The organism is Martinezella lusitana, assembly GCF_014207095.1.
Lineage (GTDB): Bacteria > Pseudomonadota > Alphaproteobacteria > Rhizobiales > Rhizobiaceae > Rhizobium > Rhizobium lusitanum_B.
In genome coordinates this window covers 134,771-152,433 of record NZ_JACHBG010000003.1, presented here as the reverse complement: position 1 = coordinate 152,433, position 17,663 = coordinate 134,771, and the positions used below count along the sequence as shown (strand labels likewise).

Annotated in this window: 14 protein-coding genes; 11 read left to right on the top strand and 3 right to left on the bottom strand. The window is 58.9% G+C overall.

Annotation, left to right across the window (positions count from 1 at the left end):
* The first annotated feature begins 79 nt into the window (after positions 1 to 79).
* Positions 80 to 607 (top strand): winged helix DNA-binding protein, encoded by a 528-nt coding sequence (locus GGD46_RS08815; RefSeq protein ID WP_184703374.1) that lies wholly within the window; start codon positions 80 to 82, stop codon positions 605 to 607.
* Between the two features lie 263 nt (positions 608 to 870).
* On the top strand, positions 871 to 1,701 hold the full coding sequence (locus tag GGD46_RS08810) for an MBL fold metallo-hydrolase (protein WP_184703373.1): 831 nt from the start codon (positions 871 to 873) through the stop codon (positions 1,699 to 1,701).
* 35 nt (positions 1,702 to 1,736) lie between these two features.
* On the opposite strand, the gene GGD46_RS08805 is transcribed toward GGD46_RS08810, so the two are convergent.
* Positions 1,737 to 2,483, bottom strand: a complete 747-nt coding sequence (locus GGD46_RS08805; protein WP_184703372.1) for a polysaccharide deacetylase family protein — start codon at positions 2,481 to 2,483, stop codon at positions 1,737 to 1,739.
* The gene (locus tag GGD46_RS08800; RefSeq protein ID WP_184703371.1) at positions 2,473 to 3,576 is read right to left on the bottom strand and encodes a glycosyltransferase family 4 protein; all 1,104 of its coding nucleotides are present in this window, start codon (positions 3,574 to 3,576) and stop codon (positions 2,473 to 2,475) included. The genes GGD46_RS08805 and GGD46_RS08800 overlap by 11 nt, the downstream gene beginning before the upstream one ends.
* A 200-nt stretch (positions 3,577 to 3,776) precedes the next feature.
* Here GGD46_RS08800 and GGD46_RS08795 point away from each other — a divergent pair, with 200 nt between their 5' ends.
* Complete coding sequence (locus GGD46_RS08795) at positions 3,777 to 5,501, top strand: adenylate/guanylate cyclase domain-containing protein (RefSeq protein ID WP_184703663.1); 1,725 nt, start codon at positions 3,777 to 3,779, stop codon at positions 5,499 to 5,501.
* A gap of 82 nt (positions 5,502 to 5,583) precedes the next feature.
* Positions 5,584 to 6,462 carry an FkbM family methyltransferase gene (locus tag GGD46_RS08790; RefSeq protein WP_184703370.1) on the top strand — a complete coding sequence of 293 codons (879 nt, stop codon included), beginning with the start codon at positions 5,584 to 5,586 and terminating at the stop codon, positions 6,460 to 6,462.
* Between the two features lie 102 nt (positions 6,463 to 6,564).
* On the opposite strand, the gene GGD46_RS08785 is transcribed toward GGD46_RS08790, so the two are convergent.
* Complete coding sequence (locus GGD46_RS08785; protein WP_184703369.1) at positions 6,565 to 7,044, bottom strand: class I SAM-dependent methyltransferase; 480 nt, start codon at positions 7,042 to 7,044, stop codon at positions 6,565 to 6,567.
* 257 nt (positions 7,045 to 7,301) lie between these two features.
* On the opposite strand from GGD46_RS08785, the gene GGD46_RS08780 reads away from it, so the two are divergent.
* The 7 genes from GGD46_RS08780 to GGD46_RS08750 all read left to right on the top strand — a co-directional run bounded on the left by GGD46_RS08780 (position 7,302) and on the right by GGD46_RS08750 (position 17,656).
* Complete coding sequence (locus GGD46_RS08780) at positions 7,302 to 8,477, top strand: DUF3095 domain-containing protein (RefSeq protein ID WP_184703368.1); 1,176 nt, start codon at positions 7,302 to 7,304, stop codon at positions 8,475 to 8,477.
* A gap of 376 nt (positions 8,478 to 8,853) precedes the next feature.
* Positions 8,854 to 10,191, top strand: a complete 1,338-nt coding sequence (locus GGD46_RS08775) for an adenylate/guanylate cyclase domain-containing protein (protein WP_184703367.1) — start codon at positions 8,854 to 8,856, stop codon at positions 10,189 to 10,191.
* A gap of 161 nt (positions 10,192 to 10,352) precedes the next feature.
* Positions 10,353 to 12,266, top strand: a complete 1,914-nt coding sequence (locus GGD46_RS08770; protein ID WP_184703366.1) for an ABC transporter ATP-binding protein — start codon at positions 10,353 to 10,355, stop codon at positions 12,264 to 12,266.
* Positions 12,260 to 14,176 carry an ABC transporter substrate-binding protein gene (locus GGD46_RS08765; protein WP_184703365.1) on the top strand — a complete coding sequence of 639 codons (1,917 nt, stop codon included), beginning with the start codon at positions 12,260 to 12,262 and terminating at the stop codon, positions 14,174 to 14,176. Before GGD46_RS08770 ends, GGD46_RS08765 begins: the two co-directional genes overlap by 7 nt.
* Complete coding sequence (locus GGD46_RS08760) at positions 14,169 to 15,167, top strand: ABC transporter permease (protein WP_184703364.1); 999 nt, start codon at positions 14,169 to 14,171, stop codon at positions 15,165 to 15,167. Before GGD46_RS08765 ends, GGD46_RS08760 begins: the two co-directional genes overlap by 8 nt.
* Entirely contained in the window at positions 15,164 to 16,339 is a 1,176-nt protein-coding gene (locus tag GGD46_RS08755) for an ABC transporter permease (RefSeq protein WP_184703363.1), read from the top strand. Before GGD46_RS08760 ends, GGD46_RS08755 begins: the two co-directional genes overlap by 4 nt.
* 102 nt (positions 16,340 to 16,441) lie before the next feature.
* Positions 16,442 to 17,656 carry a glycosyltransferase family protein gene (locus tag GGD46_RS08750; RefSeq protein WP_184703362.1) on the top strand — a complete coding sequence of 405 codons (1,215 nt, stop codon included), beginning with the start codon at positions 16,442 to 16,444 and terminating at the stop codon, positions 17,654 to 17,656.
* The last annotated feature ends 7 nt before the right edge of the window (positions 17,657 to 17,663 follow it).

Below are 17,663 nucleotides of genomic sequence, written 5' to 3'. Positions count from 1 at the left end.
AATGCGAGAGCCTCGCACCCATTGGTTGCTCGGCTCAATTAGTCTGCAGATGCCTTGATCCGTTCGAAGGAGTTTTCAGGTGACGTCCGAGGAAAAGAGTAGACCGCGCGATTTGATCGTCTCGTCGGCCCATCTGGCGGATGGTAGCTCGCCGGCCTTGTCCGAGCTCGAATATGGATCGATCCTCTTTTCCCATGCGTTCAATCGCTGGCTGGTCCGCTGCATGGCGGCTGCCGGCGTGCCTGGCCTTTCTCCGGTCGAAATCCTCATCATTCATTCGGTGCGCCATCGCGATCGACCGAAGACGCTTGCCGATCTCTGCCTCGTCCTCGACATCGAGGATACGCATGTGGCCAATTACGCCATCAAGAAGCTAGAAGCGGCGGGCTTGGTCAAGAGCGGCAAGGCCGGCAAGGAAAAGACGATCCACGTGACCGACAAGGGTCTGGACGCGCTGAAGCGCTATACCGAAATTCGCGAGCGACTGCTGGTGGAGGCAACCAAGGTCTCCGGCCTGTCGCAAGATGGCCTTTCCGACATCGCCTCGCATCTTAGGGCATTGTCGGGCTATTATGAACAGGCTGCCCGATCGGCGGCTACGCTGTAAGCCTTACCTTATCAGCCCCCGACGGCGAGCGGGCGCCTGCAAAACCGGTTGCATATGAGGGCTTTGACGGCCCTTATCTATTTTGTCATCGCATACCTATATTAGATCTGTGCGGTGTGCCGCGCGGGCTCGTTCGAGGAGTCGCACAGGCCGAACGAAGAGATCCAGTTTTCACCTCCGCACCACTTTTGAAAAATGCTGGCTTCGCATGACAGCAAAAGTGTGCTTTTTTTGACCGAAAGGGGAATGGTGTAAAAACTTCTATGAACAACGATAGTTTCGAGCTTAAATTCTGGGGCGTTCGGGGGAGCATCCCCGTGTCGGGTCCGGAGTTTGAGCGGTACGGCGGTAATACGTCGTGCATTGAGTTAAGACACGCAGGCAGGCACATACTGTTCGACGCGGGAACCGGTTTGCGCGAAGCGGCCGCATTTCTTGCCAAGGAAGGGGTTCGTAACATCGATCTCTTCTTCACGCATTCGCACTACGATCACATTATCGGCCTGCCATTCTTCAACGCCATCTATGATCCGCGCGTCAGCGTCGATCTCTGGTCCGGCCACCTCGCCGGCAAGACGACGACACGGCAGCTGATCGGCCAGTTCATGCGGCCGCCATGGTTCCCGGTCGAACCTGACATCTGTCGTGCCACCATGAATTTTCGCGATTTTGCTGCTGGCGATACGCTGAAACCGCATCCGGGCATCGTCATGCATACGACCCGCCTCAACCATCCGGGCGGCTGCATCGGCTATCGCATCGAATGGTCCGGCCGGGTGATCGCGATGGTCTATGATACCGAGCACACCGACGGTCAGCTTGATGAGGCTGCGCTCGCTTTGATGGCCGATGCCGATCTTGCCATATACGACGCAACTTACATCGAAGCGGAAATGCCGAAATATCTGGGCTTCGGTCACTCCACCTGGAACCAAGGCATCAAGCTTGCCAAAAAGGCAGGCGCCAAGCGGCTCGCCCTGTTTCATCATGCGCCCGGCCGCACGGACCGCGAGCTGGATGACATGCAGCGCGAGGCGCAGAAGAGCTTCCCCGAAGCATTCTTCGCCTTTGATGGGCAGTCGCTGCAGCTCTGAGCGCTCGCAGCGACGACGGAACCAGATGAGCGCAGCTAGTGTATGAAGTCGCCGACCGGCCGCCATTCGATGGCGGCATGGCCGGCGGTCTCATCGAACAGCGTTTCGACGAACCCCCACGCTAGATCGTCATGCGCGAGATGGTGCGTCATCACACCGATCGGCTCCTCATTGCCGTCGAAACGGTTCTGCAGCTCTTCGACCAGACGCTCGATTATCTCGGCATGCGGCAGGCCACCCCGTACACCATGCCATCGCATGATGTCGATATGGGTGTTGATCAGGCCGATTGGCGCCTGTTTTGCCAATCCGAAGACAGAGACGGCGCGATATCCGAAGGGAGCGAGATGCGGCAGCAATGCATCATCGATGCGGTTCCACGGCGGCACCAGCAGCGGGACAAACTGTGAGGGGTAAAGCGCCTTCAACTTGTCGAAGCCGCGATGCAGCTCATCAAGCACGATCTCCTTGGGCCGATGCAGACCGAGCTCCTGCTTCTTGGTGTCATCAGGCGCATAGTTCTGGTGCGTCCAGCCATGGACCGTGGCGGTGATACGGTTTTTCTGCGCAAGGCACTCGGCAAGCGGCTCGCTGGTGGGACCCGGAATGATCGCCAACGCCATCGGCACCTCGAAACGATCGGAAAGCGAGAGCAACCGGTCGAGGGCAGGGGTCGGTTCTATGGCGTCGTCGTCACGGAACCAGAGCTTCACCTTTCGTTCAGCTTCCGTCCAGCGGCGCAGTTCGTCGCGCAAGGGCTGCCATTCGGCGCTATCGCTCATAATTGGTATCTCCCAGATGCTTTCGAAGAATGGTTTCAAGTTGTTTGGAAGCGGCCGTCAAGGAGCGCTCCCGGTGCACAAAAGTGTGGGCCGCGTCTGCCATGGCTTGCCGCTTGCTTTGATCGCTCAGAAGTTCGGCGATGGCAGCCGCATAAGCGGCGACATCGCCTTCCGGTGTCAATAGTCCGGTCTTGCCGGCCATCACCACTTCCGGCACGCCCGCAGTTGCCTGGGCGACGACGGGCAAGCCTGCTGCCTGTGCTTCCAGATAGGCAAGCCCATAGGCCTCGTTGCAGCCGGGCCAGACATAGAGGCCGGCTGTTGCAAGCTCTGTTGCAATCTCCGATGTCGGGCGTTCGCCGCGCCAGGTAATTCGCTCGTCACCGAAGCTCGAAAACATCGATCGTACCTCGGTCCGCATCGGCCCGTCTCCGACTATGGTCAGGGTCCAATCCCGATCGCGGATAAGATCGAGCGCCTTGGCGAGCATGACGTAGCTGTCGAATTTGTCACCCTTTCGAAGCATGGCGACGGTGATCAGTCGCCTTGGGTCCGGGGCGGAGGCCGCGTGTTTGAACTGCGCGACATCGATGAAGGGCAGGAACCGCTCGTAGCGGCCATACGGTATTGCTTCCACAAGACCGACGCGGTCCCGCTCGGTAAAGCACAGATTGACCGCCGCCAACCGGACGGCATCGGCAATCAGACGCTGGTTTTCGGCCCAGCCATTGTCATCCTGGCGCCGGGAGTAGGAGGCTTCGGCAGTGACATAGGGAATGCCGAGTTGCCGAGCGATTGGCGGACCGATGAGATCGGGGGTCTTGTAGTAAGGATGATAGGTGAACCACAAATCGGGTGTCTGCCTGCTTTGCCATCCCGCAAGCAGACGCAATGTCTCATCTCCGGCTTGCCGTGCGATTGCCGCGCGCAGATCGGCTTCAGGGGTCGACGTGAAGCTCCGCAGTTCGGAAGCCACCTCGACCCGGTGTCCCGCCATGCGCAGTGCTTCCATAATCTGCCGGGCCATCAACCGGTCGCCCGAGGGTACGGGATGGCCGGGCGGCTTCAGCGGTGCATAGAAAGCGATGTTCATTGTGCCGGCATACGGTTGACGATTAAGTGATTACGGAAGCCCGAATTGTGAGAGGATTGCCCGAATTCCGACCGGTTGCGTGTCAATAAGATGCCTGCTTCAAAAAGCCGCATCCTCGACAGCATGCGGCGTTGCGGCTAGATGAATAGGCGATAACCGTTTTCGCTCCTGTTGTGAACGGACAATATATATTGGGTTTGATGACCATCCAGGCAAGAAAGCCAATCATTTCCGATCGTCTCGTGCGGAAGTTCCGCCTTGGCTCCGGCTTGGTCGTTTTTTCCTTTGTGATCATGCATCTGGCCAATCATTCCCTCGGGCTCATATCCCTCAGCGCGGCCGAACGTGCGCAGCAGTGGTTCATGGCCGTCTGGCGCAATCCCGTCGGAACGCTGCTTCTGTACAGTGCGCTGATCGTCCATATCCTGCTGGTGTTGCGGCTTCTCTACATACGTCGGACACTGATCATGCCGCCGGGTGAGGCGTTCCAGATCGTCACCGGCCTTTTGGTGCCGCTCCTCCTGATCGATCACATCGTTGCCACGCGCGTCGTGCATGTGGTCTACGGCTATCACGATACCTACAGGGCCATCGTCCACACTTTGTGGCTGACATCGCCTACCAGCGGCGTGCGCCAATCCATCCTGTTGGTCATCGTCTGGCTTCATGGCTGTATCGGCGTGCATTTCTGGCTTCGCTTTCGCCCCTGGTACATCGCGATTGCTCCGGTCTTGCTGTCCTTCGCCATCGTCCTTCCGGTTCTTGCCCTGCTTGGCTTTGCTGCAATGGGTAAGATCGTCACGCATGACGCGGCCCAACCGGACGAGCGCGGCTATGCTGGCGGCTATTACAGCGACATAAGAAGCTTCGGCGAAACGGGTTCGGTGCCTGGAAGCCAGATGGCCGACACGCTCTGGCCATATCGCGCCGGTTTCTATGGCGCTTTCAGTCTGTCGATCGTCGGTCTCTTCGCTTTCCGTGCGCATCGCCGGCTGCGCGAGCGGCGGTATCAGGTCGCCATCCGCTATCCCGGCGGCGAGGTCGTGCATGCGCCGCGCGGCTTCAGCGTGCTGGAGGCAAGCCGTCTCGGCGGTATTCCGCATTATTCCATCTGCGGCGGCAAGGGGCAGTGTTCGACCTGTCGCGTGCAGATTATCGACGGCGCTGAAAACCTGCCGCCGCCGGAAGCGCTGGAGCAGAAGACGCTGAACCGCATCGGCGCCACGCCGGATGTCCGGCTTGCCTGTCAGTTGCGCCCCACCGGAAATGTGAGCGTCGTGCCGCTGCTGACGCCGATGGCTGAAGCCGCAATTCCGGTCTATACCCAGGCCGCAAGCCCAGGTCGCGAGCGTGAAATCGTCGTGTTCTTCTGCGATCTTCGCCATTTTACAGCGTTGACGGAATCACGGCTACCTTTCGACATTGTTTTCCTGCTCAACCGCTATTTTGCTCTGGTCGGGCGTATCGTTGAGGAAAATGGCGGGCGGATGGACAAGTTCATCGGCGATGGCGCCATGGCTCTCTTTGGTCTTCGCGCCACGCCCAAGGAGGCAAATCGTCAGGCGCTGAAGGCGGCTGCGGCGATCGTTCGGGAAATCGACAAGCTCAGTGCAGAATTGGCGGACGAGCTTAGCTCGCCCCTCGAGATCGCGATCGGTCTCCACTCCGGTCTGGCAGTGGTCGGCTCTATGGGCTATGGCAGCGTCAAAAACGTGACGGCGATTGGCGATACCGTCAATGTTGCCAGCCGCCTCGAAAGTGTCGCCAAGGAATATAATACTGCGCTCGTTTTCTCCGAGCCCGTAGCTCGCCTATCCGGGATCGACGTCGATGGTGTCGAAAGCCGGGAGATCGCCGTTCGCGGCCGCGGCGAGCCGCTGCGGGTCTATATCGTCTCGAAAGAGGCGAGCAGCCGCTTTGCCTGATGCTGCAGCGGTTCACACGGTCGCTGCGCGGGATGACCTTCCCGGTTTGCAAGGTGAATGCGGTGGTGTAGGGATGGCGCCTATGTTCGACGGCAAGATCCTCACGAGAAAATACTGGAAACGTGCCTTCCGCAAGAAGCGGGACGCAATCGCGACGCGGCTGTTCGATACGCGTCTCGGTCGAGACATTCTCGTCAGCGCGCTTGGACCGCGCGTCAAAAGTATGACGGTGGATTGCGGTGATCACGTCATGAGCTTTTCGCCGGCCGATTACATCGGTCGCAAGGTTTTCCGCAAGGGACATTTCGAGCGTGATCACGTCGACCGGTTGCTGAGCGTGCTGCGCGAGCGCGGCCTGTTGCGCAAGGGGTCGGCCCTACTTGAGCTTGGCGGCAATATCGGCACACAGACCTGCTATTTCGCTCTCAGCGGCGTCTATGGTCGCATCGTCAGCGTTGAACCGGATCCGCGGAATTTTCGGCTGCTCTCGGCCAACATAGCCGATAATGGCTTTCAGGCCGTCGTGACTGCTGTCAATTGCGCGGCCGGAGATCGGGAAGGACAGCTCGATTTCTACCTGAACCATAAGAACCACGGCAAAAGCAGCGCATTGCGGCAGAGCGCCAGCGATGAGCCGATTGCAGTGTCGGTCCGGCCGGTTGCCGACATTCTGGCGCAAGCAGGCGTCGATCCGGCTCAGATCACCCTGATCTGGATGGATATCGAGGGCTATGAGCCGGTCGCCTGTCGTTCGATGCAGACACTAATGGCGCGTCAGGTGCCGCTCTATATGGAGTTCACGCCGGCATTTTACGGTAAGGAGCAAGCCAGGATTTTCGTGGACGAACTCGCCGGCCATTACAATGAATGCCTGGCCTTTTTCGAGGAGCGCGAGCAAGCCATGAAGGTGGCGGATTTGCCGACGGAGGGCGAACAGTTCGACGTCCTGTTTCTGCGCTGACATGAGATCGTTCCCGCCTTCTTTTTATTAGCGGAAACGCTGCTTCCCTGGCTCTCGCATATTCCAGACGGAAAAGCATGCCGCACTTTTCCCTGGGACGCTCTACCGGCGCCGATAGATGAAATAGCGCCCTTCCTTGACACTATCGGGCAGCGGCAAGAGCTGCAGGTCGGCGTGGTCCAGCGGGAGACCGCAGACCGCAAGACCGCCTGCCCTCAGCGTGCCGGCCATGATCTGCGGCAGCCAGGTGAGCGTCACCGCATCCTTATCTTCATAGCCCGTCCCGATATCCGCATGGACAAGCGAAGCTTCCGCGCCAATAAAATTCCTGGCCGTATCCTTGATCTCCCCGAGAATAAGGTTGTCGGCTGAAGGCATGGAGGGGCCATAGGCATTCGCTGCCCGATCGAACGCGACGATGCGCCGGTCGGGAAAAAGCTCGCGCAGATGATCAAACGTGCGGCCATTGCCGAGCCCGAGTTCGAGAACCGGCCCTTCGATCCTTCTGACATCATTGGCAACGGCGTTGAGAATATCGCGCTGGGCGCTCAAGCGGCGAATGAAACTATCTAGACGGCTCATCGTATCTGTCTTGTCCTTGGCAATTTAGAGCATGAGGCCGAAAAGTGTTGGGGAATTTCGGGCGACATTATGCTCTGCTTCCATGGTCCTGGAGCAGATTCAGATTTTTGGGCGTACAAACCTAAAATCATCCGGCTCCAGTGCCCTTCGGTGGCCGCAGTAGCACGACTGGCGTTGGCGGTCGACCGCCCGCTGGCTTTTCGCGATGTTTGTTGTAGGGATAGACTGTTGAGGTATTGACGAAAGGGGGAACTGTCATGGTTGACTTATCCAACGACGATTTCTTCCACAAGCTGACGGCCTTCACCCGTTTCGAAGGGGTGACAGACAGTGCTAACTATCAGCCTCTTCCCGATGATTGGCTGATCGCAGTTGCCGATATCGTCAGCTCGACAAAGGCAATAGCTGCGGGCCACTACAAATCCGTCAATATGGCCGGCGCCAGTGTGATTTCGGCCATTCTCAACGCATTGGACAAGGGCGACTATCCTTTCGTTTTCGGCGGCGACGGCGCCTTGGTGGCCATCCCGCCGTCAGGCGAGGGACGGGTGCGGCAGGCGCTTGCCGCCGTGCGGACCTGGGTTATCGAAGAATTGCAGCTTGAGCTGCGAACCGCTCTCGTTCCGATGTCGGCAATTCGCAGCGAAGGGCTGGACGTCATGGTCGCGCGCTTCAGCCCGAGCGAACACGTCTCCTACGCCATGTTCTTCGGCGGCGGCACAAGTTGGGCCGAGAGGCAGATGAAGGCGGGGCATTTCATCGTCGAGGCCGCCGCCCCGCAAGCCCGTCCCGATTTGACGGGCCTGTCCTGCCGCTGGAACCCGATCAAGGCGCATAATGGCGAGATCGTCTCCATCATCGCTGTTCCGGGCGACATTGGAAACAGCGCGAAGTTCCAGCTGCTCGTTGCCGACATCATCGCCATCGCAAAGGAGGAGAGCCGTGATGGCCATCCGGTCCCTGTCGAGGGGCCGACGCCGTCGCTGATCTTCGAGGGGGCGGAGATGGAGGCTCGCGCACAGGCGCAGACAGCCGATCGCTGGTGGCGCAAGCTTGCCATCGGCGCTCAGATCGTCCTCATCTACATTCTCGACAGGTTAGGGTTCCGAATGGCGGCCTTCGATGCCAAGATTTATCGCAGCGACCTTGCCGCGAACTCCGATTTTCGCAAGTTCGATGACGGCTTGAAGATGACCATCGATGTGGACGCGGAACGATTGTCGCGCATCGAGGCGCGTCTGCGGCAGGCTGAGGCGGAAGGCGTCTGTCGCTATGGCTTGCATCGGCAGGATAGTGCATTGATGACCTGTTTCGTACCAACGCCCCTGATGCGCGATCATATGCATTTCATCGACGGAGCAAGCGGCGGATACGCCATGGCTGCCATGGCAATGCGGGGTAAAAAGCCGCCTGAACTCGCCACCGGCGCGTGATTATACCTGCCTGTATGTGAAAGATATATTTTGTCGGCTATTTTGCCGCCAAAGCAAATTTATCGTTGCGACTGGCGTTTCACCCATTGTTTCGGCGGTATGTGCGCCTTATTTCAATGAGAACAAAACGAGAGTCGGTGATTTTGCGGCTGTCTTTTTGCCGCGTTTTGTTGCTCCCTGTTTTGGGAGCGTGTGCAGCTGGTTTCTTGTGGCGTCCGGGTCAATCCAGTGTCTGGAGCATCCGCCGACGCCTTGAATGATTGTTTATTTGATCGAGCCGGGAGATCGGCATCACAGCAGAGGGCAGCCGGGTGATTTGGCAGGCGCTGTGTTGCCGGGGCGTGCATCGATAATTCAAAGATAGGCCGTGGGGATAATGACTGCTCATTCGACTGTTTCCAATATTCTTCTCGACAAGGTTGCGGAGTGGCTGACCCACGCGGCATTGACCGGCGAAAACCTGGAGACCATCGTGCGCGGGTTCTGCGAGCGTATGGCTGCCACCGGCATGCCCCTCTATCGCGTGCATCTGACCTTTTCGATGCTGCACCCGCTCTATGACGCGCTCGGCTTTACGTGGCGCAGGACTGGTGGACTGACGATAGAGGGCTACCGGCATGCGAATGAGCGGCCGGAACGATTCATGCAGAGCCCTTATTATTACCTTTTGTCCAACAATCTTCTGCATTTGCGCCGCCGCATCGATCTGGATGGCGCCGTGGAATTTCCCATCTTCGACGATCTGCGCAAGGAGAAGATCACCGACTATCTTGCCTTCGTGCAGACCTTCGGTGCAGGGTCCATGCAGGGGATGATGGGATCCTGGTCCACCGATGGCGTCGGCGGCTTCAGCGAGGACATGATCGGTGCGCTCATGCGCATCCAGAATCATCTGGCCATGGCTGCCAAGATGGCGGTTCTCGGCAAACTCACCAACAACATGTTGACGACCTATCTCGGCGGCGATGCCGGCAAGCGCGTGCTGAATGGGCAGATCCGTCGCGGCGACGGCGAGACGATCCGCGCGGCGCTCGTTATGGGCGACATGCGACAGTCCACCGTCTATGCCGAGAAGGAGGGGCGGCAAGCCTATATCGATACGCTCAACGAGTTCTTCGATGCGATCGCCGCGCCGTTCAATCGCAATGGCGGTGAGATCATGAGCTTCCTCGGCGACGGATTTCTGGCCGTTTACCCCTGTGGTCGGCATAAGGACCCGTCGAAGGTTGCTTGCGAGGCGGCGCTTTCCGCCGTCTTCGAAGCTCAGCGCCGCGTTGCCGCGTTGAACGAGGATCGCCGGTCACGTAGCTTGAGCGAGGTGCGATACGGCATCGGCCTTCATGTCGGCAACGTCATGTTCGGCAATGTGGGATTGAAGGACCGGCTGACTTTCTCCGCCTTCGGCGCTGCCGTCAACGAGGTCGAGCGGCTTCAATCGCTGACGAAGAAATATGCGACGGAAGTCGTCGCCAGCCAGGCATTCTCCGGCTACACCGATTGCGAGTGGGGAACGCTCGGGGAGGAAAAGCTGCGGGGCGTGCGCCAGCGCTTCACCGTCGTCTCTCCGAAGGCTGCCACAGCCTCCAGCCGCGTCGCGGAAATCTTTAGCGATGCCGAGACAGATGGCCTCTCTGAAGCAGAGCAGGTTATTCTGCTACACAGGGATGCCAAGAAATTCGAGAGCCGTTTTCAAGTCGAAAAGCATGCTCCGTGACTACCGCCTACGCGGAGTATAACATAAGCCCATATATCACTGGAAAGACGACAGTTTTTTAACGGTGCTCTCACTACTTTGACCAGCTAGACACCCGTTCTGGCCTACGTTAGTGTGCCGTATTAAGGCCACAAAGGTCATGTGAGCGGGAAGTAATATGTATGGCGTCAGGGACTGATCTGCTGCGTATCGAGAACCTCGACGTTTCGTTCTCGCTCTATGGGGAAAAGCTGAGCGTCGTCAAGAATGCCAACCTGAGAGTGCTTCCCGGCAAAGTCACTGCACTTGTCGGTGAATCCGGGTCCGGAAAGTCGATTATCAGTCAGTCGATCATGGGCATTCTTCCCGCTGCCGCAGGGGCAACGGGGCGCATTCTGTTTACCGATCCGCTTGATGGCCAGACGACGGACCTTCTCCAGCTGCCACGTGACGGTGTTGCCATGCGCCGGTTGCGCGGCGCGCGAATGGCCAAGATCTTCCAGGAGCCGATGACTTCGCTGTCGCCACTGCATACGGTTGGCAATCAGATCAGCGAGGCGCTGCGCATTCATAACCCTGGCACCAGCAGGGCGGAGCAACGCGAGAAGACGGAGGAGATGCTGAGCCTCGTTGGCTTTCAGGATCCCGTCCACACATTCGATATGTATCCGTTCGAGCTTTCAGGCGGGATGCGTCAGCGCGCGATGATCGCCATGGCGCTCATATGCAATCCGGCGCTTTTGATCGCCGACGAGCCGACGACGGCACTCGATGTCACCATTCAGGCGCAGATTCTCGGCTTGCTGCGCAATCTGCAGCAAAGCTTCAACATGGCTATGCTGTTGATCACCCATGATCTGGGCGTCGTTGCCAACATGGCCGATGAGGTCGTCGTCATCTATCACGGTGAGATCATGGAAGCGGGTCCGGTCGACACGATCTTTCGCAAGCCCCAGCACCGCTATCTGAAGGCGCTCATGGCGGCTGTACCGCATTTCGACATGAAGCCTGGAGAGCGCTTGAAATCGCTGCGCGACGTTCCAGTCAACCTCGGCACCTTCTCCGGCAAGAAAAAGCTGATCGGCAACGGCGCGGCGGCAGCCGCCGGCGCGACGCCTGAGGTCTTGCTTAGCGTTCGCAACCTGACCAAGACCTATACTTCGAAAGCCGGCGGGCTGTTCGGCAAGCGGAGTGGCGCGAAATTCCGCGCGGTGGATGATGTCAGTTTCGAAATCCGCCGCGGCGAATGTCTTGGTCTCGTCGGCGAAAGCGGTTGCGGCAAGACGACGGTGAGCAAGATCCTCATGCGGGCGATCAGGGCCGACAGCGGCTCCGTGAGCTTCGACGATGGCAGCGGCAAGATCGACCTGCTCGCCGCCAAGGACAAGGAATTGATGGATCTGCGCACAAAGATACAGATGGTTTTCCAGGACCCTGTTTCGTCGCTCTCGCCGCGCATGACGGTCCGCAATATCCTAAGCGAGCCCCTGGAAATTCATGGGCATGGCGACAGCGAGGAACGCAAGGAGAAGGTCAAGGCGCTGATGCAAGCGATCGGGCTCGATATGCACTATCTGAGCCGCTATCCCCACAGCTTCTCGGGCGGTCAGCGCCAGCGCATCGGCATTGCGCGTGCTTTGGCGCTGGGGCCGAAGCTTTTGATCCTCGATGAGCCCGTCTCGGCGCTCGACGTGTCGGTCCAGGCGCAGATCCTCAATCTGCTCAAGGATCTGCAGAAGGAGCTCGGCCTGACCTATCTGTTCATCTCGCACAATCTCGCCGTGGTCGACTATATGGCCGACCGGATTGCCGTCATGGCGCGGGGTCGGATTGTTGAAATCGCGCCGCGTGAGATCATCTTGCGCGAGCCCGTCCACCCCTACACCCGCTCGCTGCTTGCCGCCGTTCCGTTCCCCGATCTCGACCGGCCGTTGGATTTCTCGGCGCTAAATAGCGAGGGGCCTGCAGCCAGGCAGAAATGGGGGCCGCAGTTTTCTGAAAGCGGGGATGCAGAGCTCGCCTATGCCGATCTGGGCGGCGGTCATTTCGTTCGCGCACGCCGGGGTGTCGATGCTCAGGAGTTGCGCAAATGGTAACTCGCAGAACCTTTCTTGGCCTGCTGGCCTCCACGGTGCTTCCTTCGCCTCTTGCCGCAGCCGATGTCGATAATGAGCCCCAATATCTCGCCGATTGGCTGAGAGCCGGCCAATTGCCGCATCTCGCCAAGCGCCTGCCGAAATTCCCACGCGTCGTCAACGTCGCCGCCATGGGGCGCGTGCCGGGCCACTATGGCGGTTCGGTGCGCATGATCATCGGCAGCCAGAACGACCTTCGTTTCATGACGATCTACGGTTATGCCCGTCTCGTCGGCTACGACCGAAACCTGACGCTGCAGCCGGATATTCTGGAGTCTTTTTCCTCCGTCGACGATATGGTTTTCACCTTCAAGTTGCGCGAAGGGCATAAATGGTCGGACGGGCAGCCCTTCACGGCCAATGACTTCCGCTACTGGTGGGAAGACGTCATCCTCAACAAGGAGTTGACGCCCGGCGGCGGGGCCTTGGAGCTGCGACCGCACGGCAGCCTGCCGCGTTTTGAGGTGCTCGACGAATTGACGGTGCGCTATTCTTGGGATGATCCCAATCCGGGCTTTCTGTCGATTCTTGCCGCCCCGCAGCCACTGATCATCGCCGGCCCGGCGCACTACCTTAAGCAGTTCCACAAGAAATACCAGGACAGCATTCGCCTCGCCTCGCTGATGAAGGAAAATCGGGCAAAGAAGTGGCAGGACCTTCATATCAAGATGGGCCGCTCGTACCGGCCTGAAAATCCCAATCTGCCGGTCCTCGATCCCTGGAAAAACACGACGGCACCGCCGGCCGAGCAATTCATTTTCGAACGTAACCCCTATTTTCATCGCGTTGACGAGAATGGGCGACAGCTCCCCTATATCGATCGTATGATCCTGAACATCAGCTCGTCGTCGATCATCGCCGCCAAGACCGGTGCGGGAGAGAGCGATCTGCAGGCGACCGGCATCGACTTCAGCGACTATACTTTCCTGAAGGAGGCAGAGAAGCGCTATCCGGTCAAAGTCAATCTGTGGAAATCGGTGCGCGGCTCGCGCGTTGCGCTGTTTCCGAATCTGAACAGTGCCGATCCTGTCTGGCGGGATGTCCTGCGCGATGTCAGGGTGCGTAGAGCCATGTCGCTGGCGATCGACCGCCGTGAGATTAACATGGCCGTTTTCTACGGCCTTGGCACGGAGAGCGCCAATACCGTCCTGCCGGACAGCCCGCTCTTTAAGCCTGAATATGCGTCGGCGTGGATCGCGCACGATCCGGATCAGGCCAATGCTCTTCTCGATGACGCAGGTCTCGCCAGGCGCGACGATGACGGCATCCGTCTGTTGCCGGATGGGCGGCGGATGGAGATCACCGTGGAAACACCGGGTGAAAGCACGCTCGATTCGGACGTCCTAGAACTGGTGACCGATCACTGGCGCAAGGTCGGCATTGCGCTTTTCACCCGCGTCTCGCAACGCGATGTTTTTCAAAGCCGCGCCATGGGCGGGCGCATTCAGATGTCGTTGTGGTTCGGCCTCGACAACGGCGCGCCGACGGCGGACATGACCCCGGCGGAGCTGGCACCGACGACCAACGACCAGATGCAATGGCCGCTCTGGGGCATGTACTACCTCTCGCGCGAGACGAAAGGGGTTGCGCCCGACGTTCCGGAGGCGGCCAAACTCGTCAAGCTGCTTCATGAGTGGGAGGAGGCCGCATCCTCCTTCGAGCGTGCCGAAATCTGGCATAATATGCTGGCGATCTATTCGGACCAGGTCTTCTCCATCGGGCTTGTCAATGGCACGCTGCAGCCGATCGTTCACTCGTCGCGCATGCAGAACGTGCCCGATAAGGCGCTCTACGGCTTCACTCCGACCTGCTATCTCGGGGTTTACATGCCAGACACCTTCTGGATGAAGGAGGATCGTCCCAATGCTTAGATATATCTTCTGGCGCATTGCGGTGATGGTCCCGACGTTGATCGTCATCTCCATGCTGGTCTTTACCATCATCCAGCTCCCGCCGGGCGATTTCTTCGAAAGCCAGATCGCCGAGCTGCGTGCTCAGGGCGAGACCGCTGACCTTCAGAAGATTGAGGAGCTTCGCCACGAATATGGGCTCGACCGGCCGCTTCCGATTCAATATCTCCGCTGGGTCGCCGGGATGCTGCACGGCGATTTCGGCTATTCCTTCGAATATCAGTTGCCGGTGTCGGATGTGGTGGGCGATCGCCTGTGGCTGACCATCTTGGTGTCGATGACGACGATCATCGTGACGTGGCTGATCGCCTTCCCGATCGGCATCTATTCGGCCACGCATCAATATAGCTGGGGCGATTACAGCCTTACCTTTCTCGGCCTGCTTGGCATCGCCATCCCGAACTTCATGCTGGCGCTGATCCTGATGTATTTCGCCAATGTCTGGTTCGGCGTGTCGGTTGGCCACCTGATGGATCAGAAATATCTGTCGCAACCGATGAGCTGGGAAAAAGCGCGCTCGATCCTGGCGCATCTCTGGATCCCGGTCATCATCGTCGGCACCGCCGGGACGGCCGGGATGATCCGCCGCCTTCGCGCCAACCTGCTCGATGAAATGCCGAAGCAATATGTCATCACAGCGCACGCCAAGGGCCTGCATCCGCTAAGGGCGCTGGTCAAATATCCGTTGCGTATGGCGTTGAACTTCTTCGTCGCCGATATCGGTTCCATCCTGCCATCGATCATTTCCGGCGCCGAAATCACCGCCATTGTGCTATCGCTTGAGACGACCGGCCCGATGCTGATCCGGGCCTTGCAGAGCCAGGACATGTATCTTGCCGGCTCGTTCCTGATGTTCCTGGCCTTCCTCAATGTCATCGGCGTGTTGATTTCCGATATCGCTCTCGGCTTTCTCGATCCCCGCATCCGCTTGCAAGGCAGGAGTACAAAGTGACCGCACCTCTGCCAAGCCCTGGCGCCCCACTGGAGCATTATGTCTCGAGCGCGGATTTCGATCCGGATCAGTTCGAAGCCATGTCCGCTGGCCAGCAACGCTACTACATGGCCTCGCAAAAGAAGCTGATGTGGTGGAAATTCAAGAAGCACAAGCTCGCGCTCGCATCCGGCATCTTTCTGGCGCTAATGTATGGGATGATCCTGATCGTGGAGTTCGTGGCGCCCTATGGGCTGCACAGCCGTAACGTCGACTACATTCATTCGCCACCGCAGGCGGTTCACTTTTTCGATAAGGGCAACTTCGTCGGGCCGTTCGTCTATGGCCGCAAGATGACACTCGATATCGACACGCTGCGCAGGAACTACACCGACAACACATCGGACGTGCAGCCCATCCGCTTCTTCTGTCGCGGTGATGCCTATCGCTTCTGGGGCCTGGTAGAATCAAACGTCCATCTGGTTTGCCCGGCCATCGGCGGTCAGATGTATCTGCTAGGAACCGACCGGCTCGGCCGTGACGTGCTGTCGCGGATCATCTACGGCGCACGCATATCCCTGACGATCGGGTTGATCGGCATCGCCATCAGCTTCGTGCTCGGGATCGTCATCGGCGGTCTTGCGGGATATCACGGCGGCCTGTTCGACCTGCTTGTTCAGCGCGTGATCGAGATCCTTCAATCGGTACCAAGCCTGCCGTTATGGATGGCGCTAGCCGCGATCATGCCTGTGAGCTGGAGCCCGATCATAGTCTATTTCGGCATTACCATCATTCTCGGCATTCTGGACTGGACGGGTCTTGCGCGTGCAGTTCGCTCCAAGCTTCTATCCCTGCGCGAGGAAGACTATGTGCTTGCCGCGCAGCTGATGGGCGCCCCCACAAGGCGCATCATCGGCCGCCATCTTGTGCCGGGGTTCATGTCCTATCTGATCGCTGCGGCGACGACCGCGGTTCCTCGCATGATTCTCGGCGAGACGGCGCTGAGCTTCCTCGGATTAGGTCTGCGCCCGCCGATCACGAGCTGGGGTATTCTGTTGACCGAGGCAAAGGACGTGAGTGTGATCGCCTTCTATCCATGGCTTCTTTTTCCGATGATCCCGGTGATTTTGGTCATTCTGGCGTTCAACTTTTTAGGAGACGGCTTGCGCGATGCCGCCGATCCCTACAAATAGCAGGGTGAATGGCGAAGACAGGATTGCAATTCGAGGAGCGGACGTGGATGTCGTTTGCCGACAGACCGCGTACATGACTTTCATCCCCCAGAGGTTTTGCCCATGAAGCGGCGCTTAGAAGATGCTCGAATCCTAATGTACAGCCACGACACGTTCGGTCTCGGCCATTTGAGGCGATGCCGCACGATCGCACATGCTCTTGTCGAGGATTATCGTGGCCTGAATGTGTTGATTATCTCCGGCGCGACGATCGCCGGCGCTTTCGATTATCGGGCGCGCGTCGATTTCGTAAAAGTGCCGAGCGTCATCAAGCTGCGCGACGGCGAGTATACGTCGATGGCGAGCCATGTCGCGCTGCAGGAAACGCTGAAGATGCGGCAGTCGATCATCCGGCACACCGCCGAAACCTTTCAGCCCGACGTCTTCATCGTTGACAAAGAGCCCCTTGGGCTCAAGGGTGAGGTCGAGGAGACGTTGACCTATCTCAAGGCGCGCGGCACGACGCTCGTACTCGGCATGCGCGATGTCATGGACGCGCCACACCTCTTGGAAGCGGAGTGGAAGAAGAACAACGTCCTGCAGAAGATCGATCAGTTCTACGATCGCGTCTGGGTCTATGGGCCACCGGATTTCCATGATCCGCTCGTCGGCCTCGACGTGCCGGCAGGCGTGCGCCGGAAGATGGAATTCGTCGGCTTCCTGCAGCGCAGCGTTTCCAAGCTCGGCACGAAGTCCGAACATGTACCCGACGAGGACTACATCCTGGTGACGACGGGTGGCGGTGGCGATGGCGCCGATCTTGTCAGCGATGTCATCGGCGCTTTCGAGTACGACAGCTCGCTGACGCAAAAGACATTGATTGTCCTTGGCCCCTATATGCCGGCCAAGGAGCGCAGTCAGCTGCTGGAACGGGCGGGCAAGATCGACTGTCTGCAGGTGATCGAATTCGACAACAAGATGGAAGAGCTGATCGCCGGCGCTAGGGCTGTCGTTGCCATGGGCGGCTACAACACCTATTGCGAGATCCTGTCCTTCGATAAGCCGGCGCTGATCATTCCGCGCACGCGGCCGCGCGAGGAGCAACTGATCCGGGCGCAGCGGGCAAGCGAGCTGGGTCTCGTCGATATGCTGTTGCCGGAGGAATCGGCCGATCCGAAGCAGCTTGCCGCCGCCCTGAAGCGCTTGCCGAACCGCGCGCCTCCTTCCGCAAGCAGCAGCAACATGCGCCTTGAGGGGCTCGTGCATATTTCGCACACGGTCGGCGAGTGGTTCGATGATCGCGAGCGCTATCCGCCGCTGTCGATTGTTGCCGAGTAGTGCAATT

What these genes read in the sequence shown, in the direction of transcription:
- GGD46_RS08795 (WP_184703663.1), top strand. Translation starts at nt 3,777, where the DNA reads ATGACCATCCAGGCAAGAAAGCCAATCATTTCCGATCGTCTCGTGCGG.
- GGD46_RS08785 (WP_184703369.1), bottom strand. Translation starts at nt 7,044, where the DNA reads ATGAGCCGTCTAGATAGTTTCATTCGCCGCTTGAGCGCCCAGCGCGAT.
- GGD46_RS08780 (WP_184703368.1), top strand. Translation starts at nt 7,302, where the DNA reads ATGGTTGACTTATCCAACGACGATTTCTTCCACAAGCTGACGGCCTTC.
- GGD46_RS08810 (WP_184703373.1), top strand. Translation starts at nt 871, where the DNA reads ATGAACAACGATAGTTTCGAGCTTAAATTCTGGGGCGTTCGGGGGAGC.
- GGD46_RS08775 (WP_184703367.1), top strand. Translation starts at nt 8,854, where the DNA reads ATGACTGCTCATTCGACTGTTTCCAATATTCTTCTCGACAAGGTTGCG.
- GGD46_RS08765 (WP_184703365.1), top strand. Translation starts at nt 12,260, where the DNA reads ATGGTAACTCGCAGAACCTTTCTTGGCCTGCTGGCCTCCACGGTGCTT.
- GGD46_RS08770 (WP_184703366.1), top strand. Translation starts at nt 10,353, where the DNA reads ATGGCGTCAGGGACTGATCTGCTGCGTATCGAGAACCTCGACGTTTCG.
- GGD46_RS08805 (WP_184703372.1), bottom strand. Translation starts at nt 2,483, where the DNA reads ATGAGCGATAGCGCCGAATGGCAGCCCTTGCGCGACGAACTGCGCCGC.
- GGD46_RS08760 (WP_184703364.1), top strand. Translation starts at nt 14,169, where the DNA reads ATGCTTAGATATATCTTCTGGCGCATTGCGGTGATGGTCCCGACGTTG.
- GGD46_RS08790 (WP_184703370.1), top strand. Translation starts at nt 5,584, where the DNA reads ATGTTCGACGGCAAGATCCTCACGAGAAAATACTGGAAACGTGCCTTC.
- GGD46_RS08750 (WP_184703362.1), top strand. Translation starts at nt 16,442, where the DNA reads ATGAAGCGGCGCTTAGAAGATGCTCGAATCCTAATGTACAGCCACGAC.
- GGD46_RS08800 (WP_184703371.1), bottom strand. Translation starts at nt 3,576, where the DNA reads ATGAACATCGCTTTCTATGCACCGCTGAAGCCGCCCGGCCATCCCGTA.